General features: G+C 65.3%; 21 protein-coding genes, 1 pseudogene and 1 riboswitch. Of the genes and pseudogenes, 15 read left to right on the forward strand and 7 right to left on the reverse strand.

Going from position 1 to position 24568, the window contains the following annotated elements:
- The first annotated feature begins 22 nt into the window (after positions 1 to 22).
- From pcaD to AAIH46_RS16480, 6 genes are all read left to right on the forward strand, one after another.
- On the forward strand, positions 23 to 820 hold the full coding sequence (gene pcaD / locus AAIH46_RS16455; RefSeq protein ID WP_430307057.1) for a 3-oxoadipate enol-lactonase: 798 nt from the start codon (positions 23 to 25) through the stop codon (positions 818 to 820).
- 2 nt (positions 821 to 822) lie between these two features.
- Positions 823 to 1242 (forward strand): 4-carboxymuconolactone decarboxylase, encoded by a 420-nt coding sequence (pcaC, locus tag AAIH46_RS16460; RefSeq protein WP_430307058.1) that lies wholly within the window; start codon positions 823 to 825, stop codon positions 1240 to 1242.
- Entirely contained in the window at positions 1239 to 1979 is a 741-nt protein-coding gene (pcaH, locus tag AAIH46_RS16465) for a protocatechuate 3,4-dioxygenase subunit beta (RefSeq protein WP_430307059.1), read from the forward strand. Before pcaC ends, pcaH begins: the two co-directional genes overlap by 4 nt.
- Positions 1980 to 2597 carry a protocatechuate 3,4-dioxygenase subunit alpha gene (gene pcaG, locus AAIH46_RS16470; RefSeq protein ID WP_430307060.1) on the forward strand — a complete coding sequence of 206 codons (618 nt, stop codon included), beginning with the start codon at positions 1980 to 1982 and terminating at the stop codon, positions 2595 to 2597. It abuts the gene before it with no gap.
- Positions 2598 to 2604: 7 nt separating this feature from the next.
- The gene (locus tag AAIH46_RS16475) at positions 2605 to 3663 is read left to right on the forward strand and encodes a 3-carboxy-cis,cis-muconate cycloisomerase (protein ID WP_430307061.1); all 1059 of its coding nucleotides are present in this window, start codon (positions 2605 to 2607) and stop codon (positions 3661 to 3663) included.
- A 175-nt stretch (positions 3664 to 3838) separates the two neighbouring features.
- Positions 3839 to 4915, forward strand: a complete 1077-nt coding sequence (locus tag AAIH46_RS16480; RefSeq protein WP_430307062.1) for a glycoside hydrolase family 25 protein — start codon at positions 3839 to 3841, stop codon at positions 4913 to 4915.
- Positions 4916 to 4931: 16 nt separating this feature from the next.
- Here AAIH46_RS16480 and AAIH46_RS16485 read toward each other — a convergent pair whose 3' ends face one another.
- On the reverse strand, positions 4932 to 5987 hold the full coding sequence (locus AAIH46_RS16485; RefSeq protein ID WP_430307063.1) for an ornithine cyclodeaminase: 1056 nt from the start codon (positions 5985 to 5987) through the stop codon (positions 4932 to 4934).
- Positions 5988 to 6116: 129 nt separating this feature from the next.
- Here AAIH46_RS16485 and AAIH46_RS16490 point away from each other — a divergent pair, with 129 nt between their 5' ends.
- The 5 genes from AAIH46_RS16490 (at position 6117) to phnN (ending at position 9990) form a co-directional block, all read left to right on the forward strand.
- Positions 6117 to 6563, forward strand: coding sequence for an Lrp/AsnC family transcriptional regulator (locus AAIH46_RS16490; RefSeq protein ID WP_430307064.1), 447 nt, complete (start codon positions 6117 to 6119; stop codon positions 6561 to 6563).
- An 83-nt stretch (positions 6564 to 6646) separates the two neighbouring features.
- The gene (locus AAIH46_RS16495) at positions 6647 to 7066 is read left to right on the forward strand and encodes an RbsD/FucU family protein (protein ID WP_430307065.1); all 420 of its coding nucleotides are present in this window, start codon (positions 6647 to 6649) and stop codon (positions 7064 to 7066) included.
- Positions 7067 to 7115: 49 nt separating this feature from the next.
- Positions 7116 to 8033, forward strand: a complete 918-nt coding sequence (locus AAIH46_RS16500; RefSeq protein WP_430307066.1) for an integrase — start codon at positions 7116 to 7118, stop codon at positions 8031 to 8033.
- Between the two features lie 218 nt (positions 8034 to 8251).
- A complete protein-coding gene (locus tag AAIH46_RS16505) occupies positions 8252 to 9388 on the forward strand; it encodes an alpha-D-ribose 1-methylphosphonate 5-triphosphate diphosphatase (RefSeq protein WP_430307067.1) in 1137 nt (378 codons plus the stop codon).
- A gap of 47 nt (positions 9389 to 9435) precedes the next feature.
- Positions 9436 to 9990, forward strand: a complete 555-nt coding sequence (phnN, locus tag AAIH46_RS16510; RefSeq protein ID WP_430307343.1) for a phosphonate metabolism protein/1,5-bisphosphokinase (PRPP-forming) PhnN — start codon at positions 9436 to 9438, stop codon at positions 9988 to 9990.
- Between the two features lie 48 nt (positions 9991 to 10038).
- Here the strand turns inward: phnN and repC are convergent.
- Positions 10039 to 11232 (reverse strand): annotated as a pseudogene (gene repC / locus AAIH46_RS16515) (plasmid replication protein RepC); the annotation flags it as partial.
- Between the two features lie 627 nt (positions 11233 to 11859).
- On the opposite strand from repC, the gene AAIH46_RS16520 reads away from it, so the two are divergent.
- From AAIH46_RS16520 to AAIH46_RS16535, 4 genes are all read left to right on the forward strand, one after another.
- Positions 11860 to 12861 carry an ABC transporter substrate-binding protein gene (locus AAIH46_RS16520; protein WP_430307344.1) on the forward strand — a complete coding sequence of 334 codons (1002 nt, stop codon included), beginning with the start codon at positions 11860 to 11862 and terminating at the stop codon, positions 12859 to 12861.
- Positions 12862 to 13053: 192 nt separating this feature from the next.
- On the forward strand, positions 13054 to 13878 hold the full coding sequence (locus AAIH46_RS16525; protein ID WP_430307345.1) for an ABC transporter permease: 825 nt from the start codon (positions 13054 to 13056) through the stop codon (positions 13876 to 13878).
- Position 13879: 1 nt separating this feature from the next.
- Positions 13880 to 14668, forward strand: coding sequence for an ABC transporter permease (locus AAIH46_RS16530; protein WP_430307068.1), 789 nt, complete (start codon positions 13880 to 13882; stop codon positions 14666 to 14668).
- Positions 14669 to 14692: 24 nt separating this feature from the next.
- Entirely contained in the window at positions 14693 to 15751 is a 1059-nt protein-coding gene (locus AAIH46_RS16535) for an ABC transporter ATP-binding protein (protein WP_430307069.1), read from the forward strand.
- A gap of 21 nt (positions 15752 to 15772) precedes the next feature.
- Here AAIH46_RS16535 and AAIH46_RS16540 read toward each other — a convergent pair whose 3' ends face one another.
- The 5 genes from AAIH46_RS16540 to AAIH46_RS16560 all read right to left on the reverse strand — a co-directional run bounded on the left by AAIH46_RS16540 (position 15773) and on the right by AAIH46_RS16560 (position 24234).
- Complete coding sequence (locus tag AAIH46_RS16540; RefSeq protein WP_430307070.1) at positions 15773 to 17641, reverse strand: adenine deaminase; 1869 nt, start codon at positions 17639 to 17641, stop codon at positions 15773 to 15775.
- Positions 17642 to 17770: 129 nt separating this feature from the next.
- On the reverse strand, positions 17771 to 18427 hold the full coding sequence (gene scpB, locus AAIH46_RS16545; RefSeq protein ID WP_430307072.1) for an SMC-Scp complex subunit ScpB: 657 nt from the start codon (positions 18425 to 18427) through the stop codon (positions 17771 to 17773).
- A gap of 2 nt (positions 18428 to 18429) precedes the next feature.
- Positions 18430 to 19380: a DUF1403 family protein gene (locus AAIH46_RS16550; protein ID WP_430307074.1), complete on the reverse strand. Its 951-nt coding sequence runs from the start codon at positions 19378 to 19380 to the stop codon at positions 18430 to 18432.
- 118 nt (positions 19381 to 19498) lie between these two features.
- Positions 19499 to 22966 (reverse strand): AAA family ATPase, encoded by a 3468-nt coding sequence (locus AAIH46_RS16555; RefSeq protein WP_430307076.1) that lies wholly within the window; start codon positions 22964 to 22966, stop codon positions 19499 to 19501.
- Positions 22966 to 24234, reverse strand: a complete 1269-nt coding sequence (locus tag AAIH46_RS16560) for a metallophosphoesterase family protein (protein ID WP_430307078.1) — start codon at positions 24232 to 24234, stop codon at positions 22966 to 22968. Before AAIH46_RS16560 ends, AAIH46_RS16555 begins: the two co-directional genes overlap by 1 nt.
- 135 nt (positions 24235 to 24369) lie before the next feature.
- A riboswitch (TPP riboswitch) is annotated at positions 24370 to 24472 on the forward strand.
- Positions 24473 to 24568 lie beyond the last annotated feature (96 nt).

Genomic DNA, 24568 nt, shown 5'->3' on the forward strand with positions numbered 1-24568 from the left:
AAAAGCAGCGGAGGAGTGCAGCATGAGGTTCGTCCGCATCAACGATGTCGTCATCAGCCATGACCTTCATGGCCAGGGCAGCGGCAAACCGGCGATCGCGTTCATCAACTCGCTCGGCACCGATCGCCGTATCTGGGACCGGGTGGTCGAGGCGCTGGCGCCCGACTTTACCATCCTCACCTTCGACAAGCGCGGCCACGGTCTCTCGGATCTTGCCGCACCGCCTTACCGCATCGAGGATTTCTCCGGCGATCTTGCCGGTCTCATCGACCACTACGGCCTGAAGGACGTCATCGTCTGCGGCCTCTCGGTCGGCGGACCAATCGCCCTCGACCTCTACCGCGCCCGCCCCGAACTGGCGCGCGCCCTGGTGCTTGCCGATACGGCGCACAGGATCGGCACGCCGGAGTTCTGGAACGCCCGCATCGACGCGGTCCGGCAGAGCGGCATTGCAAGCATTCTCGAACCAATCATGTCGCGCTGGTTCACTGCCGCCTATCGCCGTGACGACAATGCCGACTATCGCGGCTACTGCACGATGCTCGCCCGTCAGTCGGCTGAGGGCTATGCGGGAACCTGCGCGGCGATTCGCGATGCAGATTTCGCAGAGGTCGCACGATCGGTCGCGGTGCCGACCCTTTGCATAGCCGGCGCCGAGGACGGCTCGACACCCCCCGAACTGGTAAAGTCACTGGCCGATCTCATTCCCGCCTCGCGCTTCGCGATCATCCCGGATGCCGCGCACATTCCTTGCGTCGAAGCGCCGGAAACCTTCATCGCGCTGCTGCGCTCCTTCATCGACGACCTTCCCGGAGCTTGACCATGGCCGACCAGTCCCCTCCGTCCGAACGCCACCGCCAGGGAATGGCGACCCGGCGGGCGGTGCTTGGAGATGCGCATGTGGACCGGGCCGTCGCCGGCGAGACCGCCTTCGACCAGCCGTTCCAGCAGATGATCACGGAAACGGCCTGGGGCACGGTGTGGTCGCGCCCGCATTTCAGCAAGCGCGAACGGTCGATCGTCACCATCGCCCTGCTGGCTTCGCTTGGCCAGGACGACGAACTGGCGCTGCATATCCGGGCGACGGCGAATACCGGCGCGACTGAAGAAGATGTCTGCGAAGCGCTCATGCATGTGGCGGTCTACTCCGGCGTTCCGGCAGCCAATCACGCCTTCAAGATCGCCAAGTCGGTCTATGCCGAAATGCGGAAGTCGGTTGGCGACAGGGAGGACAAGGCATGAAGAACACTCTGCCGGAGACGGGCGGCTTTTTTGCCCGTGACCGAGACATCCATCCGCCGGCCTACACGCCCGGCTACAAGACGTCGGTTCTGCGCTCGCCGCAGCGGGCACCGATCTCGCTGGACGGGACCAGGAGCGAGATCACCGGCCCGGTGTTCGGCCACAACATGCTCGGCCCGTTCGACAACGACCTGATCGTCAACTACGCGCAGCCGGGAGAAATGGCGATCGGCCAGCGCATCCTCGTCCACGGCCGGGTGCTGGATGAGCGCGGCATTGGCGTGGGCGGCGCGCTCCTTGAATTCTGGCAGGCGAATGCCGGCGGCCGCTACCGGCACAAGAAGGAAACCTATCTGGCGCCGCTCGATCCGAATTTCGGCGGCTTCGGCCGCACGATCACCGATGACGACGGCACTTACGCCTTCCGCACCATCAAGCCCGGCGCCTATCCCTGGCCTAACGGCGTCAACGACTGGCGCCCGGCCCATATCCACTTTTCGATCTTCGGCCATGGCTTTGCCCAGCGGCTGATCACCCAGATGTACTTCGAGGGCGACCCGCTGATCTGGCTGTGCCCGATCGTCAAGACGATCCCGGATGAGGACGCTATCCGGCGGCTGGTCGCGCCGCTCGACATGAACAACACCATCCCCATGGATCTGCGCGCCTACAAGTTCGACATCGTGCTGCGCGGCCGTCGCTCGACCTTCTTCGAGAACCGCAAGGAGGGTAACTGAATGGTGCAGCCGCTCGCTTACCTGAAGGAATCGTCGTCGCAGACCGCCGGCCCCTATGTCCATATCGGCTGCACGCCGAATTTCACCGGCATCCACGGCGTCTACGAGACCGATCTCGGCGCCGGGCCGATGGTCAACGACAAGACGCGCGGCGATCGGATCACCATCCGCGGGCGGGTGATCGACGGCACTGGCACGCCGCTTCGCGATGCGATGATCGAGATATGGCAGGCGGATGCCGACGGCTTCTACAACAGTCCGTCAGAGACCCGCGGCACCGCCGATCCGGAATTCTTCGGCTGGGGCCGTTGCCCGGCCGACATGACGACCGGCGAATTTGTGTTCGAGACGATCAAGCCGGGCCGGGTACCGTTCAACGACGGCCGACTGATGGCGCCGCATGTGACGCTCTGGATCGTCGCGCGCGGCATCAACATCGGCCTTCATACGCGCATGTATTTTTCCGACGAGGAGACGGCTAATTCCGAGGATCCGATCCTTGCGCGGATAGAGCACCGGGTGCGGGTGCCGACGCTGATCGGCTGCCGCGAGGGCAATACCGTGACCTTCGACATCCACCTGCAGGGCGAGGACGAAACTGTCTTCTTCGACATCTGAGGCTTCCATGAGCATCTCCGCCTTCGAACATCCCTACCTGTCCGGCCTGGTCGGCGACGAGGAGACGGGTGCGATGTTCTCGGCCAGCGCCGACATCGGCGCCATGCTTGCGTTCGAGCGGGCTCTGGCCCTGGCGGAAGGGGAGGCCGGCGTCATCCCTTCGGCTGCTGCGGGACTGATCGCCGATCTCTGCGGCGTGTTCGAACCGGATGTCGTCGCCCTGCGCGCGGGCGTGGCACGCGACGGCGTTGTCGTTCCGCAACTGATCAAGCAGCTCAAGGCCGCAGCCGGCAGCGATGCCGCGCAATTCGTGCATCTCGGTGCCACGAGCCAAGATGTCATCGACACCAGCCTGATGCTGCGACTGAAGGGCGTCCTTACCATATTCTCCAGTCGGCTGGAGCGGCTCTCCGAACAGTTCATTCAAGTCGGAAAGAACTTCGGTGCCCGGCCGATGATGGCGCATACGCGGATGCAGGCAGCGCTTCCCATCAGCGTTGCCGATCGCTTGCGGTCTTGGTCGGCGCCGCTCGAGCGGCACCGAACCCGTCTGCAGCATCAAATCTCAGCACTGCCGATCCAGTTCGGCGGTGCCGCCGGCAATCTCGATCAATTCGGTCCGCGGGCATCAGAGGTCCGGCGGCGACTGGCGGATCATCTCGGGCTGGCCGACCAGGTTCAATGGCAGAGCCAGCGCGACGGTGTTGTCGAACTGGCCGATACCCTGTCGCTGATCTCCGGCAGCCTCGGCAAGTTCGGCCAGGATATCGCGCTGCTGGCGCAGATGGGGGAGGAGATCAGGCTGGCGGGCGGCGGCGGATCCTCTGCCATGGCCCACAAGCAGAACCCGGTGGCGGCCGAAGCGCTCGTAACGCTTGCCCGTCACAATGCGGTGCTTGTCTCGGGGATGCACCAGTCGATGGTCCACGAGCAGGAACGTTCAGGTGCAGCCTGGACGCTCGAGTGGCTGCTGCTCCCGCCGATGGCGATGGCAACCGGCGCCTCGCTGCGGCTGGCATCCGAACTCGTCGTCAAGATCCAGTCGCTCGGCCGGACTGACGGTTGATCCGGCATCCCTGCCCTGACGGAAACGTGATGCTGTTCTCCATCAGCGGCCGCTGAAAAAGCGCGCCTCGCGACCCTTCCGGTAAAGCTTGCATTTAGATTTTGCCGGTAATGCTCTGTTAGTCACGTTCCGTCGAACCGCCGCTTGCGGCTCCTTGCTACAGAGTACGGTGTTCATGCGTTCCTCTCTCATCCCCGCCATCCTCGTCGGCTGCCTCGTCATCGGCGGCTGCCGCTCCAGCGGGCCGGAGGAAGCGCTGACGCTTGCACCGTCTCAGGAAGTCACCAGCGCCGTCTCACCGGTCACGCCGCCCGGGTCAATCGGTTCGGCGGCTCCACAGGTGGAGACGGCAGCGGTTCAGGAAGCTGCAGACCAGGCAAGGCCGGCGCCGCACGAGCTCGCCTGGTCAGGAAACGTACCGCAGCCGCAATCTTTCCAGACCGGACCGATGGATGTCGGCATGCCGGTTCCGAGCAACCGCCCCGTCGCCATGCTGGTCCCCGACGCGCCGGATCTGCGCGGTCCGTCGGGCAAGCGCGAGCGCGTCTACAGCCAGCGCTTCCGCGATGCCAAGCCGATGAATTTCGGCCGCATCACGCCGCGTCACCACCCGGTGCACGGCGTCGACGTATCGCGCTGGCAGGGCAATATCGACTGGCCGAAGCTGCGCACCGAGGGCGCCAACTTCGCCTACATCAAGGCGACCGACGGCGGCGATCATCTCGACCCGATGTTCAAGACCAATTGGCAGCGCGCCAAGGCGGCGGGCGTGAAGCGCGGCGCCTACCATTTCTTCTACTGGTGCCGGGTGGCGAGCGAGCAGGCCGAGTGGTTCATCCGCAACGTGCCGAACGACCCGGACGCCCTGCCGCCGGTGATCGACGTCGAATACAACCATCAGTCCGACTGCAAGCGTCGCCTGTCGCCGGAGAAGATCCGCGAGAAGATGCAGGTGTTCATGGACACGCTGGAGCGCCATTACGGGAAGCGCCCGCTGATCTACACGGCCCCGGACTTCTACAAGGACAACCTTCAGACGGCATTCCCCAACCACCCGTTCTGGCTCCGCTCGGTCGCTGCCCACCCGTCGAAGATCTATCCCGGCCGCAACTGGGTGCTGTGGCAGTATTCCGGCTCTGGCCTGTCGCAGGGCGTCAACGAGAAGATCGACCTGAACGTCTTCTACGGCAGCGCCGAGCAGTGGTACCGCTGGTCCACCGCGCGTCCCGGATCGCAGATCGCCACCCGTTGACCGCTGCTCCCGGGGTCTAAGCCGGCTCCACTGCTCTTTGCAGCATCCCGTAGAGATCGCGCGGATCGTCCGGATCGGCGATGATGTCGAGGAGCTCGAAAAACTCGGTGCCGACGATCCGGCTGCGGACATAGCGCAGCGCCGAGAAATCCTCGACGGCGAAACCGACGCTGTCGAACAGGGTGATCTGGCGCGCGTCGCGCCGGCCCTCCACCTCGCCCGAGATCACCCGCCAGAGTTCCGTGACCGGATAGTCCGCCGGCATCTGCTGGATCTCGCCCTCGATCCGCGTCTGCGGCGGATATTCGACGAAGGTGTCGGCCCGCTTCAGGATGTCCGGATGTAGCTCGGTCTTGCCCGGGCAGTCGCCGCCGATCGCATTGATATACACGCCAGCGCCGACCATGTTGTCGCTGAGGATGGTGGCGTACTGCTTGTCGGCCGTACAGGTGGTGATGATGTCTGCCCCTTCGACGGCCGCCTGAGCGCTATGGCAAGGAATGAGGGTGAGACCGGTGCCATGGAGGTTGCGGCAGACCTTTTCCGTCGCCCGGCTGTCGACGTCGAACAGCCGTAGATGGGTGATGCCGAGCACCGCTTTCATCGCCAGCGCCTGGAATTCCGCCTGCGCCCCATTGCCGATGATCGCCATCGTTCGGGATTGATGCGGAGCGAGATGACGCGCCGCGACGGCCGATGTCGCGGCGGTCCTGAGCGCCGTGAGCAGCGTCATCTCGGTCAGCAGCACGGGATAGCCGGTGTCGACTTCCGCCAGCAGGCCGAAGGCGGTCACCGTCTGCAGACCCTTCGCCATGTTGCGGGGATGGCCGTTGACGTATTTGAAGCTGTAGATCTCGCCGTCGGCGGTCGGCATCAGTTCGATGACGCCGTGGCGCGAGTGCGAACCGAGCCGCGGCGTCTTGTCGAACACCGGCCAGCGGCGAAAGTCCGCCTCGATCTCGTCGGCCAGACCGACCAGCATCGGCTGAAGGCCGATGTGGTGGACCAGCCGCATCATGTTCTCGACGCTGACGAACGGCACCAGGGCCTTAGGCGAGGGGATCTGCAGCAAGACGTCCTCCTTGTTTTGCGACTGGCTGCAGCCTAGCGCACGCAGGCTTGTGCGCAAAAGGGCAATCATGTGTTGAAATCGTCAGCGTATTGAGCGAAATGCACATGACGATCCAGCGGAATGATGAAGATGAGCGACACGCCCCAGCGCAGCTACGTTCCCGACGACCTCGACCGGCGCATCATCGCGCAGTTGCGGATCGATGGCCGTGCATCGCTCTCCAAGCTGTCGGACCTGCTGGGCGTTGCCCGTGGCACGGTGCAGAACCGGCTGGACCGGTTGATGCAGACCGGCACGCTGACCGGCTTCACGGTACGCGTGCGCGAGGATTTCGACGCCCAGACGGTGCGGGCCATCATGATGATCGAGGTCACCGGGAAGTCGACCGACCGGGTGATCCGCAAGCTGCGTGGCATGCCGGAGATCCATGCGCTGCACACGACCAACGGCAACTGGGATCTTGTCGCCCAGATCCGCGCCGCCAACCTCGGCGAATTCGACCGCGTCCTGCGCGATGTCCGCGTCATCGACGGGGTATCGAACAGCGAGACCAGCCTGTTGCTCACCAGCGTTTGATGCCGGGCTTCGGCTTGACGAAGCATTCGCGGCGCCGATAACGTCCCGCCGGAACCGGCGGCATGCCGGCGGAGGCGCTTTCCATGCTCATCAATATCCACCCACTGCTTTCCCCGGAACTTCTCCATGCGCTGAGGGCGATGGGGCATGGCGACGAGATCGCGCTTGTCGACGCCAACTTTCCGGGCACGTCGAATGCCCAGCGCCTGATCCGCCTCGACGGCGTGACCATCACCGACGCGGCCAGCGCCGTGCTGAGCGTCCTGCCGCTCGACGAGTTCGTCGACGTGCCGGTGTTCACCATGGAAGTCGTCGGCAATCCGGAAGAAGTTCCGCCGGCCGTTGCCGATCTCCGGGCGATCGTTGGCGATCGCGCCGCCTGCGGTACGCTCGAACGGCACGCCTTCTATGCCCGGGCGAGAACCTGCTTTGCGATCGTCCAGACCGGGGAGACCCGGCTCTACGCCAACATCATCCTGAAGAAGGGCGTGGTGCGCAGCTAGCCCCGCCGACGCGGCTTCAATTCGAAGCGCCGTGATCTATGCTGCAGGCATGGATACATCCCGATTCGCAGCTGCATTGCCGCCCCAGGCGCCGACTTCCCACTCGACCGTGGATGACGCTCCGGCCGCCACCGGACAGCCGCTCGTATCGGCCAATACGCGGCGCGCCTATGCTTCCGACTGGAAGCACTTTTCTGCCTGGTGCCGGCGGCAGGGCAGGGCGGTCCTGCCGCCGACGGCAGATCTGATCGCCGGTTACATCGGCGACTGCGCGGCGGGAAGGGCTGATCCGACAGGGCGTGACAAGGCGCCGTCGACCATGGCGCGGCGGCTGTCGTCGCTGTCGTGGAATTTTGCTCAGCGCGGGTTTCCGATCGATCGCCGGGATCCGCAGCTTGCGAACGTCATCGCGCGTCTGCGGGAGGCGCCGCGTACCGACACCGGTCCGTCTCCAGCGGTCATGCCGGACGATCTGCGCGCCATGCTCGAGACGGTGGACCGCGGAACTCTGCGCGGACTGCGGGATCGGGCGATGCTGCTGGTCGGATATGCGGGCGCTCTGAGACGCTCAGAGGTCGTCGGACTGGATGCCGGTCCGGACCAGACGCCCGACGCTGCCGGCTGGATCGAAGCCGATCCGAACGGCCTTCGGGTGACGCTGAGGACACGCAAGGGAACGCGCACCATCGAGATCGGGCGCAGCTCATCCGATGCCATCTGCCCGGTACACGCAGTCGAGACCTGGCTGTCGCTGGCGAGGATCGAGCGCGGGCCGCTCTTCCGGCGCGTCACCGGTCAGGGCCGTGCCGTTGGTCCCGATCGCCTCAACGATCGCGAACTGGCACGTCTGGTCAACCGCACCGCCCGCAGCGCCGGCATCAGCGACAACCTGGCGAGCCGGGCGCTTCGCGCCGGACGCTTGGCGGAGCCGCGCTCAACGCCAGAAAGCCAAGCTCCTAGAGGATAAGGTTGACCTCTGGCGTCGGTTCGGACGGCTTGTGGTGATGGGCATGAGTTTTCCCGCCCGGTGTTGATCTTCCGTCTCGTGATTGTCATCTTCCCGGTCATAGTAGACATCTCTCGTCGCGGCCGGCTCACGGCTGTCATGGTGCATCGCCGGGCGCGCCGGTGGCACCATCATCCTGCATTCGGGCTCGCAGCAGCCTCCAACATACGGTTTCCTTCATGCCCGACCTCATTCTTGGCAATGCCCGCATCGTTCTCGACGACCGGATCCTCACCGGCAGTGTCCGGGTTCGCGACGGCCGGATCCTCGATATCGATGAAGGGCAGAGCGCCACGGGTGACGATCTCGACGGGGATCACCTGATCCCCGGTCTCGTCGAACTGCATACAGATCACCTGGAAACCCATTATTCGCCTCGGCCAGGAGTGCGCTGGAACACCATGTCGGCGATCCAGGCGCATGATGCGCAGATCGCCAGCTCCGGCATCACCACGGTGTTCGACTGCCTGCGCATGGGATCGGACGAGAGCTCCGGTTTCGAACGAGGCGAGATGCGGCGCATGGCCGATGCCATCCAGACGGCGCAGAAGGAGGATCGGCTGCGCGCCGAACATCTGCTGCATCTGCGCTGCGAAGTGTCGGCCGCCGATGTGCTGCAGCATGTCGAGGATTTCGGCGACGATCCTGCCGTCCGTCTCGTCTCGCTGATGGATCACGCTCCCGGCCAGCGGCAGTTCCAGACGCTGGACCAGTACACGCTCTACTACAAGATCAAGCGCGGGCTCTCGGACGAGGCCTTCGCGCATTTCATGAAGCGGCGTCAGGACGATTCGGCCCGCTATGCAACGCCGCATCGCCGGCAGCTGGCCGCCTTCTCTCAGGCTCGCGGCATCACCGTCGCCAGTCACGATGATGCGACGCTCGAGCATGTGGAGGAGGCCATCGGCTACGGCGTGCGGCTCGCCGAATTCCCGACTGGCCTCGATGCCGCCGATGCTTCCCACGCGGCGGGCATGAGCGTGCTGATGGGGGCGCCCAACGTCGTGCGCGGCAAATCGCATTCCGGCAACATCGCCGCCCGCGATCTCGCCGAACGCGGCGTTCTCGACGTCCTGTCGTCCGATTACGTGCCCCTCAGCCTGCTGCACGCGCCCTTCGTGCTCAGCGAAGAGATCGAGGGCATGACGCTGCCGCGGGCGCTCGCCATGGTCACGTCGACGCCCGCCCGCACCGTCGGCTTCGAAGACCGCGGCCGCATCGCTGCAGGCCTGCGCGCCGATCTCGTTCGTGTCCGCCATACGCAAGGCGTGCCGGTGGTCCGCGCTGTCTGGCGCCAGGGCCAGAGGGTGGCCTGATGCAGGCGGGGTCCTTACAGCATCCGGGGCCTGAGCGGTTCGGCACGATGGTCGTCGTCGTCGGTGCAAGCGGCGCGGGCAAGGACAGCCTGATCGACTATGCCCGCGCCAGACGGTCCGAGCGTGCCGACATTCTTTTTGTCCGGCGCGCCATCACCCGCAACGCCGAGGCCGGTGGCGAGGACCATGAGCCGGTATCGAGCACCGAGTTCGAGCGTCGCAGGGCCGAAGGCGGCTTTGCCGTTCACTGGAGCGCCCACGGGCTCGACTACGGCATTCCGGACGAGGCCCGGGCCTTCCTCGCCCATGGCGGGATCGCCATCGCCAACGGCTCGCGATCGGTGCTCGACCGTTTTGCGGCGGCATTTCCGCGCCTGCTCGTCGTCAACGTCGTGGCGCGCCCGGACATCCTTGCAAGCCGCCTCCAGTCCCGCGGCCGGGAATCCCAGGTCGACATCACGGCTCGGCTTGTCCGTAGCGAGGCCTTCGCCATTTCCGAGCAGTACCGGTGCATCACCATCGACAACAGCGGAAGGCTGCCGGAGGCCGGCGAACAGTTGCTCGCGGCGCTCGATCGGCTCGTCGCGGCGCATCGTCTCTGACAGCAGTTCCGGCGGTGCATTGGCAGCGGCGCCGCTTCCGGGGCTTCGCAGCAGAGCCATTACCATCGGCGCCGGCGAAAAGCCGCCGCGCCTTGCCCTCTGGGTCAACTCCCTCAGGTAGGCGCCCGGCACACGGATTTTATCGACGCGCATCAGGATGCAGGCCATGGCCGTTGCGGCATTCGTCGGGCCCATCGCCGCGCAGGCTTCGTCGTAGGCCGAGCTCGAAACGCCGAGCATCGAGCGAACGACGATGGCAGCACGGGTGAAATCGCTCCAGCTGCGGATCTCTCCACCGGGACCATAGTCGGCGATATCCGGACAGGCCTTGAGGATGACCGACAGCGGCAGGTCGCATCCTCCACCCGACGGCGGCCTCTCCGGCAGTTGCAGGCGGGCTGCCACGACGTCGCGCCGATCGGTCGACTCAGGCGACGCTTCAGAGTCAATGATGGATTCGGTCTCTGGATTCTGTATGTGGCATCCAGTCCGGCGTTCACTGCCGGCCACATCCGCGCAATTAATGTGACATTCCAGCACGTTGACGATCTCGGCGCGCAGGCGCGTAAGGCCGTCGAGAGCGAGCCTCACCGGCCCGATGCACGACCGCCGCGGCAAGGGTATGAGCAGCGTTTCGAAGCGCTGCTGAAGTTCGACGAAGTTGCCGTCGACTTCCGACGCGGCTGCCAGTGCAAGCAGTTTGCGGATGTCGCGGCGGCAGAGGCTCAACGCCTCGCGGGCTTCGGCCAGCGCCCGCCGCTCGGCGACCACCGATTGTGCCAGTTCGGCGACCTCATCGGCGCGCGTCAGTAGCGGCAACAGGCTGAATCCGAATGCGTGGTCGATCTGGCCGCTCGCCCTGCGGCGGGCATAGCGTTTGCCGTTCGGACTGTCGCGCCGGTGGATGAGCCCGGCGTCGACCAGTGCTGCCAGGTGCCGCCGGAGCGTCGTTCCGGCAATGCCATGCGCCCGCAGGCTCAACTGCGCATTCGAGGGAAATACCACCAGCCCCTTGGTGACGCAAAGTTCGGGATGCGGATAAAAGCTCAGCAATGCACGCAGCACGGCAAGGCTGCGATCCTGCAGGCCAAGCTTTTCGCGGGCTTCCGAGAGATCGCGGAAGATCTTCCATTTGTCGACCGGACGTCCAACATTGGTCGCGGCGGCGTCGACCTGCCCCTTCAACAGGGCAAGCGAAGCCGGCCGCCGCCCAAACGGCGTCGTCATCACATGCGTCTGCATGTCCTTCACCTTCTTCAAGGCAAAAGAAATACACCCGTCAAAACGACGTCGGACTCTTGACTGGGATTCGGAGAAATGCGATTCTCTAGCTGCTTAGACACGAGAAGGGCTTCCACGACTCTGGTCGCTTGGGGGCCTTTTTCTTTTGCGGTTACGTCTCCGGATTTCATCGCCCACGCGAAAGCGCGCCTGATGGCGGCCGGCGCAAAGACGACGCTGTTCATTGTTCGACATTCCTGACGCGGACACTCAAGCCCGACAGGGTCACCGTGCAGTAGCGCAGACGACGGAAACTTTACACGACCGTCCGGTTATGCTGCCTGGCATTGAAAACGGGTTCATCCCGTTCATGGAGGCTTCAGCCTCAGTAACGACATTTCACCGTCAATCAGCCGATAACCGTCACTGTTATCCGATTCCCTTCGACCGACAAAGCCGCGATTTCCGGCGGACGCCTCAAGGGTGCTGCACGAATATTGTGCATGCCTCATTGGTGAGCTTGAAATTCATCGGCAGGTCGGTAGTATCTGCGCCGCCGGCCCGGGTGAGGGTTCCCCGATCGGCATCTCCAGAGAAGGAATGATGAACATGACACACGTAAATCGCCTGCGAGCATCGGCCGTGGCGATGGGCCTCGTTCTGGCTGCAGCAGGCTCGTCCGCCGCGCAAGCCAAGACGTTGACGATCTCTTGGTGGGGCTACAATGGCGACAAGCTGAATGCCAACATCATCGAGCCCTTCAAGAAGATCTGCGGCTGCGAGATTGCGTTCGAGACCGGCAACAATGCCGACCGCCTCAACAAGCTGAAGCTCCGGGGTGGCAAAGGCGTCGACGTCATCTACCTCACCGACAGCTATTCGCAGATCGGCATTGCCGAAGACCTGTTCCAGAAGGTCGACGCCTCCAAGCTTTCCAACCTTGCCGATCTCTACGATCTGGCCAAGGATCCGCAGGGCGGCTACGGCCCGGCCTACACGATCGGCCGCGTCGGCATCGTCTACGACGCCGCCAAGGTCAATCCGCCGATCTCGTCGTGGAACGACCTGTGGCGCGACGATCTGAAGAGCGCCGTGACGTTGCCCGGCATCACCACCACGGCCGGCCCGATGGTCGTGCTGCAGGCGGCAAAGCATGGCGGCACCGACGCCTTCGCCGACACGGACAAGGCTTTCGAGAGCATCGAGGCGCTGAAGCCAAACGTCGCCAAGAACTACAATACCGGCTCCGAAATGGTGAACCTGATCTCCACGGGCGAAGCCAAGGTGGCGATTTCTCAGGACTTCACGCTCGCCTCGATGAAGGCCGCCGTGCCGACCATGACCTGGGCGACCCTCTCCGATGGCGACATCGCGACGCTGAACACGGTGAACATCCCGAAGGGCTCGGAGAATGTCGAACTGGCCCACCAGTTCATCAACTTCATCCTGTCGAAGGAGGTCCAGCAGCTTGGAGCCGAGCAGGGCGTCGATGCGCCGGTCTCGACCAAGGTGCAGCTGACGCCGGAACAGGCGAAGATGTGGACCTACGGTGCCGAGATGATCGCCAAGCTCAACCGTCTCGACTACGTCAAGCTGAACGAAGCCAAGACCGACTGGATCGATCGCTGGAACGAGATCTTCAGCAACTGAGCCTCAAAGCTCTTCATTAGATTGGCATCGACCCGGGCATAACCGGGTCGATGCTCTTGATCGGCAGGCGGGCTTGAGCCATTCTGCCGCCGGTCGATCGCCGCAAGGCGGTTCCGAAATTCAACAGACATCGCAACGACAGGCCTGCACCCCTCGGCTTTTGCCCGGGACGCGCCGACTGGGCACAGAATGATGAAACGTTTAAGCCCCTGGTTTCTGGTGGCTCCCGCAACCTTGCTGGTGATGGTCTGCCTGATCTTTCCCGTCGGCTCGACGCTTGCCGCGACATTCATGGACGCCAAGGGCTGGCTTGCTCCCTATACCAGCTTCTTCAACAGTGGCTTCCGCCGCACGGTGCTCTACCGGACGATCGAGATCTCGCTGATCACCACCGTCATCTCGGTGGTCCTCGGCTTCATCGCCGCGTATGTGGTGGCGCACATGCCGGGTCGGCTGAAGAGCATCATGATCATCGCCGCGGTCTTCCCGCTGCTGACCGGCGTCGTCGTGCGCTCGTTTGCCTGGCTGATCCTGCTCGGCAAGAACGGCATCCTCAATTCGGCGCTGCTGTCGCTCGGCATCATCTCCGAACCGCTGACCATGCTCTACACCGAAGGCGCGGTGATCGCGGCGATGGTCTACCTGTTCGTGCCGCTGATGATCCTGACGCTGGCGGGCGTGCTGGAAGGTATTCCCAAGGACGTCATCGAGGCGGCAAGCTCGCTCGGCGCCACGCCCTTTGCCGCCTTTCGCCAGGTGATCCTGCCGCTTGCCATGCCCGGCCTCATCGTCGGCGCCGTACTGGTCTTCACCGGCAGCTTTACCTCCTACGCGACGCCGCAGCTGCTCGGCGGCGAGAAACAGATGATGATGGGCACCTTCCTCTACCAGCGCGCCATGGTCACCTTCGACTGGACCGGCGCCTCGACGATCGCCGCCATCATGGTCGCCGTCACCATCGTCATCGTCGTCCTGATGACGCGGCTTGCACGCCGCCTGAACCCGGTGGCGGCCTGACATGACCACCAAGCTTCACCCGGCGCTCATCGCCATCGCATCGCTGATTTTCGCCATCCTCATCGCGCCGCTGTTCATCATCCTCGGCGCATCGGTGAGCGACACCAGCTTCCTCACCTTCCCGCCGCAGGGCTTTACCCTGCAGTGGTATGCCAACATCTTCCAGGTCACCGCCTTCCGGACGACAGCGATCACCAGCCTGCAGATTGCCTTCCTCGGCACGTTCCTGGCGCTGCTCATCGGCATCCCGGCCGCCTATGCGCTCAATCGCTTCCGCATCCGGCTGCCGTCCTGGCTGTCGAACGTCTTCGTGCTGCCGATCCTCGTGCCGGAAATCGTGCTCGGCTTTTCACTGATGAAGTCGATCACCATCGGTCTAGATCTGCCGGTGTTCTCGACGCTGCTGATCGGCCACACGCTGCTGGTGCTGCCCTATGCGGTGCGGGTTGTCGGCGCCAGCCTCGCCTCGTTCGACTTTTCCGTCGAGGAAGCTGCCATCAGCCTCGGATGCCCGCCGCTGAAGACGTTTCTGACCGTGGTGCTGCCCAACATCAGCGCCGGCGTCATTGCCGCCTTCATCCTCGCCTTCATCACATCGATCAACGACGTGTCGATCTCGCTGTTCCTGACCGGCCCCGGCATCTCGACGCTGCCCATCCAGATCCTCGCGCACATGGAACAGTTCTTCGACCCGACGATCGCCTCGGTTTCGGTGCTGCTGATGCTGCTGACTGTCGGCGTCATGGCCATCGTCGAGGCGACGCTCGGCCTCACCTTCCTGACCAAGTGACCTTCCTGACAAAGTGAAACACCCGTGACCGTATCGCTTACCCTCGACAACGTCTCCGCCCATTATGGCTCCACCCAGGTGCTGCAGGACCTGTCGCTTGCCGTTGCGGCCGGTGAACTCGTGTCGCTGCTCGGTTCGTCCGGCTGCGGCAAGACGACAACGCTCCGTCTCGTCGCCGGCTTCCTCGACCCAACCACCGGTGCCATCCGGCTCGGCGACCGGGACCTGACGCGGCTGCCAGCCCACCAGCGCGACATCGGTCTGGTGTTCCAGAACTATGCGCTGTTCCCGCATCTGTCGGTACGCGACAACGTCGCCTTCGGCCTGAAGCAGCGCGGCATCGCCGGCACGGAGCGCAAGCAGAAGGCGGACGCCATGCTGGAACGCGTCGGCCTGTCGGCCTTCGCCGACCGCATGCCGGCAGCCCTCTCGGGTGGCCAGAAGCAGCGCGTGGCGCTGGCCCGTGCGCTGGTCATCGAGCCGCCGCTGTTGATGTTCGACGAGCCGCTCTCCAACCTCGATGCCAAGCTGCGCGTCGACATGCGCGTCGAGATCCGCCGCCTGCAGCGGGCCAACGGCACGACCTCGCTCTACGTGACGCACGACCAGGAAGAGGCCTTCTCGATCTCCGATCGGGTCGCCATCATGAATGCCGGCCGGATCATGCAGCTCGACCGACCGGAAGTTCTCTACCAGCGGCCGGCAAACGCGTTCGTCGCGCGGTTCGTCGGCTTCGAGAACCTCATCGACATGACGGTGACGGATCGCAACGGCGATGTGGTAACGGCGCGAACTGTAGACGGCGCGACGCTGTCCCTGTCGCAGGCCGTATTCGGTGCCGTTCCCGATCGTTTCGTGCTCGCCGCAAGGCCGGACGGGCTGGCTGTCAGCCGCGCCGGCGAGGGGATCCCCGTCACGCTCGGCATCCGCACCTATCTCGGCCGCGCCTACCAGTACCAGTGCAGCACCGGGACCCATACCTATCTCGGCAACGGTCCCCTGTCCGAACTGCTGGAGCCCGGAATGTCCGCCGTGCTGATGCCGGTTGCCGAACAGTGCTGCATCCTGCCGCCCGAAAGCTGAGCCCCGGTCGAGCGCGGCCGGTCAGAAGACGACCGGCTGCACCGCGCCCGTCTGGACGTTGACGAGGCCCTGCGGCGCATAATCGCTCGGCGCGACGAGGACCCAGCGCCACGGCGCGCAGGTGAGCGTGGCAAAGGCCAGGCGTTCGGGAAAGCCCGGAAACCAGCGCGGGCTGAAGGTCGGCTCGTACATCCAGTCGATCTTCTCGCCCTCGGCATAGAGCGCCTGCATCTCTTCATGCAGCGCTTGTGGCGATCGGCAGGTCATCAGGCCCGCCACCTCGTAACGCACGGTTGCCACCACGCAGCCACCCGTCACCAGCGCCCAGCCGCCGTCGTTTTCGGCAATCGCATTGACCGCCATCGCCATGGCCGCATCGGAAGACCCGACGCACCAGATATTGTGCTTGTCGTGCGCCATCGAGCAGGCGAGGGCAGTGTCGGGTGTGCGCGGCCCGGTCCCGACCCAAAACATCTTCGACACGGCACCTTTGCCGGAAAACCGGTCGACCACCGAGAACTTGGTGATGTTGCGGCTCTCGTCGCGCTGCACAAGCCCACCCTCGACGGGAAGCTCGTAGGTCAGGAAGTCGTCGGCCCAGTGGAATGGCCGTAGCACGGCCGCCTGCATCGTCTCGCGTCCCGGTTCGGCGAAGATGGCGAAATCAGCGTCAGTCAGCGGCCGGCCGATATTGATCGTCTTCGTCGCCCAGTCTGGCCAGCCGATCGTTGGCACTTCGGGCAGGTAGGTCGTGCCCTCGGAGATCTGCCGGCCGTCGGCCCAGACCTTGGCGATCTGAAAAGTCTGCACGTCCGACAGCAGCACGATATCGGCATAGCGGCCCGGCGCGATCGAGCCGACGAACGGCGTCAGGCGCATATGGCGGGCAGGGTTGATCGTCGCGCACTGGATGGCGATCTCAGGTGTCAGGCCTGACTGGATGGCGAGCCGGACATTGTAGTCGGTGGCCCCCATCTTCAGCGTGTCGGAGGCGCTGCGGTCGTCGGTGGTGAAGGCGATCTGCGACCAGTCGGCGAGGCCCTTCTCCAGCAATCCCTTGACGACTTCGGGAAGGCTGTGCGGGCGCAGTTCCATGAACAGGCCGTGGGTGAGCTTGTCCCAGAACTCCTCCAACGTCCATGCTTCATGATCCGAGGCCAGGCCGGCTGCAGCAAAGGCGTTGATGGTCGGGGTATCGCGAATACCAGCGGCATGGCCTTCCACCACGCCGCGCTGCTCGAACGTCGCGCGGATCATGCCCCAGAGGCGCTCGTAGGACGGGTTGTCGCGGTTCCAGACGGCCGGCCAGTCCATCACCTCGTCGAGGCCGGCGACCATCAGGCTCTCCTTCAGGAACGCCTTCTGCTCGTCGTAGCCGAGATAGCCGCCGCCATGCTCGTAGCCGGTCGGAGGCACGGCTGAGCCGGGGAGGGGGAAGATCTTCAGCGGCGAGCCCGCCTCGCGCGCCTTCAGCCAGAATTCCAGCGTCTTTGCGCCATTGACGTTGGAGAACTCGTGGCTTGCCTCGCAGGTCCAGGTGTTGCCGCGGGGGAGTACCAGCGCCGCCTCCCATTCGGGCGTCAGGTGCGAGCTTTCGATATGCTTGTGCACTTCGCCGAGCCCCGGAACGGCGGAGAGATCCGGTTCGTGGACGCGCAGTGCAACCTCCCCGGGATAGCTTCCGGCCGGGCCGACATAGGCGATCCGCCGGTCCTTGATGATGATTTCCTGATCCAGCGACCAGGTCCGCGTTGCCACGTCCAGCAGCCGGCCGACGCGCAGCGCAACGTCAGCCGCCTCCTTGCCAAGCGCCACCAGCGTCAATTGCTGGCGGATGGCGACTTCGGTGGCGGCGCTGGGATTGATGTCAATGGACGGGAGACGCGACACGGGTCACTCCTGGATGGCGGACGGCGAAGCGGGAGATCCCGCAGCCGTTGCGGAACATGGGCAGGCCTCCGCCTTACCGCCCGCGATTACGCACTGCAACAGCCAAGTTGCTTGGCCGCGCCGGCAGCATCAATCCGCCTCGTCCTCCTCGATGCCGAGCACCGCGCTCAGCGCATCCGGGTTCATCTGCCGGCGGCTGAGCAGGCCCGCATCCTCGAGGCGTTCGAGATCCGGCAGGTCACGCAGTGATGTGAAGCCGAAGGCCGACAGGAACGTTTCCGTCGTCACATAGGTATAGGGCGAGCCGGGTGTGGGGCTGCGCGGACCGAAGGTGATGAAGCCTGCCCGCCGGATGCCGGCAATCGTATCGCGGCTCACCTCGCGGCCGTAGATGCGCGATAGCTCGCTGCGGGTGACCGGCTGGAAATAACCGATCATCATCAGCACCAGGGCTTCCTGCTGCGACACCTCGTCCGGCATGGCGACCGGTGCTCCGGAGGCGCGCACCACCTGTGCGTAGCCGGGTTTGGTCCGGTACTGAAAGCCGCCAGCCACCGAGACCACGTCGAAGGGCCGTGCCAGAAGTTCGGCACGGATGTCGTCAATGACGAGGTCGAGGTCGCAGTCGCGACCGACGACCCGCGACAGCATCTCCCGGCCGACAGGTTCGGCGGAGGCAAACAGCACGGCCTCCACGCGGTTCATCCATTCGCGCCAGCGGGCGTCCGGCGTCATGGCTTCCAGTTCGGTATCGAGCGCGCTTGGCGTTTTCGGGCTGCGGGCCATGGCTACAGTCCGAAGACGCGAAAATTGCTGCGCCCGGACAGCTCGCGCACCGCATCGAGCGCCAGCAGGCGGTCGAACAGCCGTCGTGAGGCGAAGCGCGAGAGGCGCGGTGTCGTCAGGGACCCGGGAACCGCATCGTCGCCGAGCAGCAGATCGAGCGCCTCGCCGGCGCCCTTGGCCCGCAGCTTCGGCGCCACGGCCAGAAGGTGTGCGCTGCGCCGGTCGAGCTCGGCTGCCAGCCGCAACGCGTCCGCCACGCCGTCGACCAGCGCCAGGCAAAGGCCGCGAACGAAATCCGGTGAACCGGGCGCCGGACGAGGCGCGCCCTTCTCCGCCCGAAACTGCGCCGAGTAACGCTGACCCATCGCAAGCGGCAGGGCGACCGGCCAGCCGCACAGGTCGCGCAGCACAAGGTCGGCGATCCACCAGCCGAGGATCTCGTAGTCGGGCCCGATTGCCGCAACATCTGCCAGCACGGCTGCCATGGCATGCGGTGCCGACACGGTCTGCTGCTTCGCCTCCGCCACCCGATCGGCAAGTCCGTCGAGCCCTTCCGCCCAGCGAAGGCCGAGGCTGGCTGCAAGCTCCTTCAGCACGTCGTCGCGGAGCTCAAGGCGCGACCTGCCGAGCCGCTTCCAGGCACCGTAGATATTGCCGGAAGGTCCGGCCTCGTCGCCGGCCCTGCGCAGCACCCAGGCATCACGCAGTTCGGCCTCGGCTTCGCGCCGCCCCGACATTCGCACCGCAACAGTTGCACATTTCAGCGCCTGACGCTGGCGCCAGGCCCCGGCCCACGGTGGATCGGCCCGCACCACCCGGTCCAGCGCCAGAAGTGCCGCGCCGCAGAGGAAGGCAGCCTCCGCCTCGCTCCCGGCAAACGCGCTGCGCTTGGCCCAGGCGGGCACCTGGAAGCGCAGATCAGTGGCGGCAGCAGGCTTCGGCGCTGGAATCATGCCGGAAATGATAGAGTGTTCCCGGCCCGACGCCATAGCCGTCCGGCAAAGCACACAGATCTTCTGGTCGACCTGCGGCCGCAGCACGCTTCGCCGTCACCGGCTACCGGCAAGTGGCCTAGATCTCGTGGATCCTGACACCCGGCACGACCGCCTTGGCGATCTCGCAGAGATGCCGGTGATGGGTGAGGTAGATCACCTGACCGATGCCGGCCATCTCGCCGAACAGCTTGAAGACCTCTTCCGAGCGCAGCTCGTCGAAGGTTTCCATGATGTCGTCGGCAACGAACGGAACCGACGGGCGTACGGCGGCGAATTCCTCGTAGCCGGCAAGCCGCAGGGCGAGGTACAGCTGGTAGCGCGTGCCGGTCGACATGGCATCCGACAGCTTGGAGGCACCGTCGCGGGCGACGCCGATCAGGATCTCCTTGTCCTTCTCCGGCTGGGCGGCGAGACCGGAATAGTCGCCACGGGTGATTTGCCGGAAGGCCTCCGACGCCCGCTTCATCATCGAGCTGCGGTGCTTTTCGCGGTAGAGAGACAGCGCATTCTCGGCGGCCAGAGTGCCGGCGCGCAGCTTCAGGTAGCCGATCGCCAGATCCTCGACCTCGACCAGCAGCGTCGACCGCTGGGCTTCCAGCCGCGCCACCGCATCGTCGCCGCCGACGGCCTCGACCTTGTCCTTCGCCCGGCTGAGTTCGGCAAACAGCACCCGGCTGCGCTCGGCCAGATTCTCGATCCGCTCGGCCAGCTCCACGGCCTGGCGCGCCAAGTCTTCCGCGTCGATCTCCGACAGCGCGGCCTGCGCCTCAGCCAGCGAACCAAGCTTCAGCTCGGTCAGGATCTGTTCGCGCACCTCACCCAGACGTCGCTCAAGCCGGTCGCGCTCGGCCGCCTGCTCCATCCGCAGGCTAACGTCGGTGAGCGTCTCGACGCCGAACAGGCTCGTCATCTCCAGCCTGTTCGCCTCGTGTTGGCTCATCTGGTCGGCAAGCCGTGCCTGCTCCTCGTGCGCCGCGGCAAGATCTGCGGTCTTGGCTTCATATCGGACACGGCTTTCCTCGGCCTGCGCCTTCAGCAGGGCGAGCGCGTCTGCGTCCTCAAGCACGGTAGTGCCCGTCTGGCCGAGACCCGCTGCCCGCTTCAAGACGTCCACATCGCCGGCGAACGCCTGCATGTCGCGCTGCATCATGGCGATCCGCTGGGCAAGCTGGTCGCGCTCGCGCACCAGTGCGGGAAGTTCTGCCAGTGCATCGAGGATGGCGCGAACGGCGGTCGGCTCGCTCTCCTCGGCAAACCAGGTGCCCGCCAGCGCGTCGCTCCATGCCGACTGCCACTGGGCATCCAGGCGTTCCGCATCCTGAAGCTCACGCTCACGCTCGCTCACATCCCGCTGCAGATCCGCAAGGCGTGTGACGAAGCCCGCGCGTTCAGCCGCCTGGGTGATGGCCTGCCCGAGCATTTCGTCCACGACGTCGATCGACTTGCGCAGGTCCAGTCGGTCGCTCAAAGGCCAGCCAAGGGCTTCGACCGCCTCCCGCAGCTCTGCAAAGTCGCTGTCGAGTTCGGCGCGCAACGTGTCCCGGCGCACCTGCGCCTGTCGAAGCGAGGCAGCGGCCGCAAGGCAATCCTTGCGGCGGCCCGACCAGGCTTCAAGGAACGAGAGCTGTCGATAGATGTCGTGCTCGGGATCGGCGGCCACCGGCAAAGCACGGACGACAGCGTCCGAAAGCGTCTGGCGCTCGGCAAGCGCATCGCGCTTCGAATCCTCTTCACGCGCCAGTGCCGCGGCAATCTGATGCTGTTCCTGCCCCAGCTGACGCAGCTCTGCCAGATCCTTGGCATGCAGCAGGCGAGCCTCGGAAAGCCTGTCATCCTGTTGAAGTGCGACCTCGAACGCATCCGCGGTTGCTGCGTCCATCTTCGCGCGATGCAAGTCCCACGCCTTGCCGCGCGCCTCCCGCCGACGTGCCGCCGTCTCGTCGTCCAGCGCCTCGCCGCCCGTCTGCAGGGCCGACAACCGTGCCGCGATCTCTCCCTGGCGTGCGCTGAGGTCGCGCAGCCGCTCGTTCGAACGCGCAAGGCGGCGGTCGAGATCTTCGGCCGCGCTGCGCCATGCGCCGATCTGCCGATGATCCGCCGGCACGATCGTTTCCAGCTCGTCTATGTCTCCGCTCCAGGGGGAGAGCGTTGCGAGATCCCGATCAAGCTCGTCCTGCATCTGCGCAAGCGCCCGCTCTTCGATGCCGAGCCGCGTCTGGCCGTCGCCCTTGCGCAGTCGCGACAGCAGGCTTTCCAGACGACGCGTCGAACCGGCGCGCCCGGTCGCGGTTTCCGACGGATCGGCACGCAGCTGCATGTCCTGCAACAGGCGCTGCGTCCGTTCCAGCTCGCGCTCGCCGTTGCGCAGGGTTGCAGCGATCCCCGAGCGGGTCTCGATCAGATCCCGCAGCCTGGCCGTGGTCGTGGCGCGCAACACAAGCGACGAGGGATCGGTGTGATCCTGTTGGCCGAGCGATGCGAGGAGGGCGGCGAGCGCCGCCTCCTTCTCCGCCAGAGACAGCCGCCGTCTCGGCAGGTCATCCTCGGCTGTGCGATAGCGCGCGCGCCCGTCGTCGAGGCCGGCAATCCGGTCTGCCAGCGACAGAACCGAGGTATCGACGGCGATCTCAGCGAGATCTTTCTCCAGCCGATCGATCGTCCGCTGCAGGCTCGATGCCTGGGTCTGAAGCCGTGTCTCGTCGCGCAGCAGCTCCGGCAACAGCGTGACCCATGCGCGCGGCGGACGCGGCAGTTCGCCGAACGTCGTGACTTCGTTTTCGATGCGGGAAAGCTCGCGCGACAGCGGAAGTGCGCGCAGCAATGCCGTCACAGCTGCCTGGCGGGCCCGTGCGGCAGACAGTTCACCGAGCGTTTCGCCATAGGCCTTTTCCGCCTGCGCCCGCGCTGCCACCAGCCCGGCATAGGCCGACGCATAGGTGTCGATCGTCTCGCGTTCTGTCTTCAGCGTCGCCAGTTGCTGCTTCAGTTCCGCCAGCCGCGTGTTGCGGGCACGCTTCTTGTAGAACTGGCTCGCCTCATCGCCGGCCGCCGTCAGCACCCGGCCGATGTCGGCAAGGCCGGCGCTTGCGGAAAACAGAAGCTCGCCCAGATCGCCCTTGCTTTCGACGATCGCCGCACCGCCTTCGCGCAGCGACCGCTCGTCGAGCGAGAACATCGTCCGGTAGGTCTCGCGCGTCAGGCCACCGAGCGCCGAAGACAATAGCGCTTCATTGAGCGGCTGCCCGCGCGCATCCAGAAGGCCGCTGGTACGGTGCTTGATGCGGACCAGCTCTTGCTCCCGCCCGTCGATCTCGAGGACCGCCCCCACCTGCATCGCGTGATAGGCGTGCAGAAAGTTATAGGCGCTGCGCTCGGGGATGCCGAACAGCAGGTCGAGATAGGCGGAAAAAGCGGTCGACTTGCCGGCCTCGTTGAGGCCGTAGACGATGTGCAGATCGGGACCGCCGGTCGGCGCCGGCCCGAAGTCCAGGCTCTGCTCGGTAAACTTGCCGTAGCGCGTCAGATCGAGACGGCGAAGCCGCATCAGCGCGCTCCGCCATCGGCCGCAAGCCTGGCCATCAGGTCTTCGCCGCCGTCGCGGATCAAGTCATCGAGAAAACGGTCGAACGCGGCCGGGTCGCTGCCGGCGAACCGCCGGCTCTCCGGTGGCAGGTCGTCGAGCAGGCTCTGCACCATCTCGCGCACATCCTCGCGAAAACCATGCGCGGTCATCACCTCTTCGCGCATCAGCACGCTGAGTTCCAGGATCGGGTCACTGCCCGATGCGGCACGCGTCTCGTCCGCCGGAACATCGACGGCAAGTTCCAGCTTCTCGATCCAGGTCCGCCCGGTCCGCTCGCCGCGCTGCTCGGCCTCGGCCTGCAGCAGGTCGCGGTCGCGGCGGATGGTCCAGGCAAGCGGCGTACGACCAACCAGCCGCAGACGCACGACGAGGTGGTCGGAGCGGGTCCGCTGCCGTTCCTGCTCCAGTGCCGTACCGATGAGCTCGACGACGCTGCGCCACTCCTGGGCGCCGGTGATGTCGACCGTCAGCCGGGCGAACTGCGCAAGGCTCGTCAGCCGTTCCTCGACCCGCACCGAACCGTCGTCGCCAATGGTCACCAGCGACACGGTCTTCTCGCCGGCTTCGTTGATGTCGCGGCCCTGCGGCATGCCGGGCATGATCACGGTCCGCTCGCCGGCATGGTGGGTGCGCTGATGGATGTGGCCGAGCGCCCAGTAGGCAAACCCGGCGCCATGCAGGTCGGCAAGCGAGCAGGGCGCGTAGAGATCGTGACCGGAAGCGCCGGCAAGGCTCGTGTGCATGATGCCGATATTGACGGCGCCGGGGGTCGGCGGCCGGTACTTTGGCAGCAGGCTTTCCGGCGCATGCGGCTTGGAAAAGCTGAGGCCATGGATCGCGACATCGATGCCGCCGGTCGTCAGTTCGATCGCTTCCGCGCGACCGCCGAAAACCTTGACCGAAGGCGGCAGCACCAGCTCCTGGGTGATCCGCGACAACGCATCGTGGTTGCCACGGATCTTGAACACGGCGATGCCCGCCTCGTGCAGGCGCTGCATCTGGGTCGCGAGGAAGCGGGCGGTCTTCATCGAGGTCTGGTCGCCGTCATAAAGATCGCCTGCGATGATCAGCGCATCGACCTGTTCCTCGAGGCAGAGGTCGACGATCCTGATCAGCGCCCGACGCGTCGCGTCACCCACCAGATCGGCGAGTTCTGCATTGCGCAGCGACAGTGAGCGGAGCGGCGAATCGAGATGGATATCGGCGGTGTGGACGAACCTGAAGGGCATGCCGCTTTCTAGCCGGTCCAACCGGCGCGGGCAATGGCGACGAGATCTCGTGCACCGGTCTTCGGATCGCCGGGCGGCCGTGCTGATCCAGTCCTGGGCGCCGTTGACTTAAGGCCCGGTTTGTCGCTAGGGTCGCCGCATTCCGAGGGGAGCACCGAACGGTGCTGAGATGGCGTGGAGCCGGACCCTTGAACCTGATCCGGGTCATGCCGGCGTAGGAACGGAAAATGCGCATGCCACCGCGCCGCTTTCTCTTCTCCGCTTCACCTGGATCTCCGTGCTGTCAAGGTTTGGAGATCGCCATGCGTTGTTGTTCGGCTGCTTCTCGCAGCAT

Origin of the sequence: Rhizobium sp. 0TCS1.26 (genome assembly GCF_050455525.1) — a bacterium.
Lineage (GTDB): Bacteria > Pseudomonadota > Alphaproteobacteria > Rhizobiales > Rhizobiaceae > Neorhizobium.

Bases quoted from the DNA above. Each gene is read 5' to 3' on its own strand.
- AAIH46_RS16525 (WP_430307345.1), top strand. From the start codon at position 13,054: ATGAAACGTTTAAGCCCCTGGTTTCTGGTGGCTCCCGCAACCTTGCTG.
- pcaC (WP_430307058.1), top strand. From the start codon at position 823: ATGGCCGACCAGTCCCCTCCGTCCGAACGCCACCGCCAGGGAATGGCG.
- AAIH46_RS16505 (WP_430307067.1), top strand. From the start codon at position 8,252: ATGCCCGACCTCATTCTTGGCAATGCCCGCATCGTTCTCGACGACCGG.
- AAIH46_RS16555 (WP_430307076.1), bottom strand. From the start codon at position 22,966: ATGCGGCTTCGCCGTCTCGATCTGACGCGCTACGGCAAGTTTACCGAG.
- AAIH46_RS16520 (WP_430307344.1), top strand. From the start codon at position 11,860: ATGGGCCTCGTTCTGGCTGCAGCAGGCTCGTCCGCCGCGCAAGCCAAG.
- AAIH46_RS16500 (WP_430307066.1), top strand. From the start codon at position 7,116: ATGGATACATCCCGATTCGCAGCTGCATTGCCGCCCCAGGCGCCGACT.
- phnN (WP_430307343.1), top strand. From the start codon at position 9,436: ATGGTCGTCGTCGTCGGTGCAAGCGGCGCGGGCAAGGACAGCCTGATC.
- AAIH46_RS16550 (WP_430307074.1), bottom strand. From the start codon at position 19,380: ATGATTCCAGCGCCGAAGCCTGCTGCCGCCACTGATCTGCGCTTCCAG.
- pcaD (WP_430307057.1), top strand. From the start codon at position 23: ATGAGGTTCGTCCGCATCAACGATGTCGTCATCAGCCATGACCTTCAT.
- AAIH46_RS16475 (WP_430307061.1), top strand. From the start codon at position 2,605: ATGAGCATCTCCGCCTTCGAACATCCCTACCTGTCCGGCCTGGTCGGC.
- AAIH46_RS16495 (WP_430307065.1), top strand. From the start codon at position 6,647: ATGCTCATCAATATCCACCCACTGCTTTCCCCGGAACTTCTCCATGCG.
- AAIH46_RS16480 (WP_430307062.1), top strand. From the start codon at position 3,839: ATGCGTTCCTCTCTCATCCCCGCCATCCTCGTCGGCTGCCTCGTCATC.
- AAIH46_RS16560 (WP_430307078.1), bottom strand. From the start codon at position 24,234: ATGCCCTTCAGGTTCGTCCACACCGCCGATATCCATCTCGATTCGCCG.
- pcaG (WP_430307060.1), top strand. From the start codon at position 1,980: ATGGTGCAGCCGCTCGCTTACCTGAAGGAATCGTCGTCGCAGACCGCC.
- AAIH46_RS16530 (WP_430307068.1), top strand. From the start codon at position 13,880: ATGACCACCAAGCTTCACCCGGCGCTCATCGCCATCGCATCGCTGATT.
- AAIH46_RS16490 (WP_430307064.1), top strand. From the start codon at position 6,117: ATGAGCGACACGCCCCAGCGCAGCTACGTTCCCGACGACCTCGACCGG.
- pcaH (WP_430307059.1), top strand. From the start codon at position 1,239: ATGAAGAACACTCTGCCGGAGACGGGCGGCTTTTTTGCCCGTGACCGA.
- scpB (WP_430307072.1), bottom strand. From the start codon at position 18,427: ATGGCCCGCAGCCCGAAAACGCCAAGCGCGCTCGATACCGAACTGGAA.